Genomic DNA, 239 nt, shown 5'->3' with positions numbered 1-239 from the left:
ATAACAATGAAAAACGCGTATTTTATACTGAAAAAGATACGGATGGTACATATGAAATTATGGTTGAATTAAATACATATGGTTACGTTGTGAATATTGAACGTACTGCTATAAAGGATACAGAGAAAGATACAGAGAAAGATACAGAGAAAGATACAGAGAAAGATACAGAGAAAGGTAAAGAGAATCGGGTATCTACGAAACGTATTGAAGAGCCTGTAAAGGAATATGAAGAAAAA

Annotated in this window: 1 pseudogene; it reads left to right on the top strand. The window is 31.8% G+C overall.

The features are described from left to right. Positions 1 to 239, top strand: a pseudogene (locus MR167_RS32355) (hypothetical protein); the annotation flags it as partial.

The organism is Bacillus cereus group sp. BfR-BA-01355 (genome assembly GCF_022663675.1).
In the GTDB taxonomy this organism is placed as follows: Bacteria; Bacillota; Bacilli; order Bacillales; family Bacillaceae_G; genus Bacillus_A; species Bacillus_A thuringiensis_S.
The sequence above is the reverse complement of the archived record's forward strand: the minus strand, read 5'-3'. Positions and strand labels throughout refer to the sequence as shown.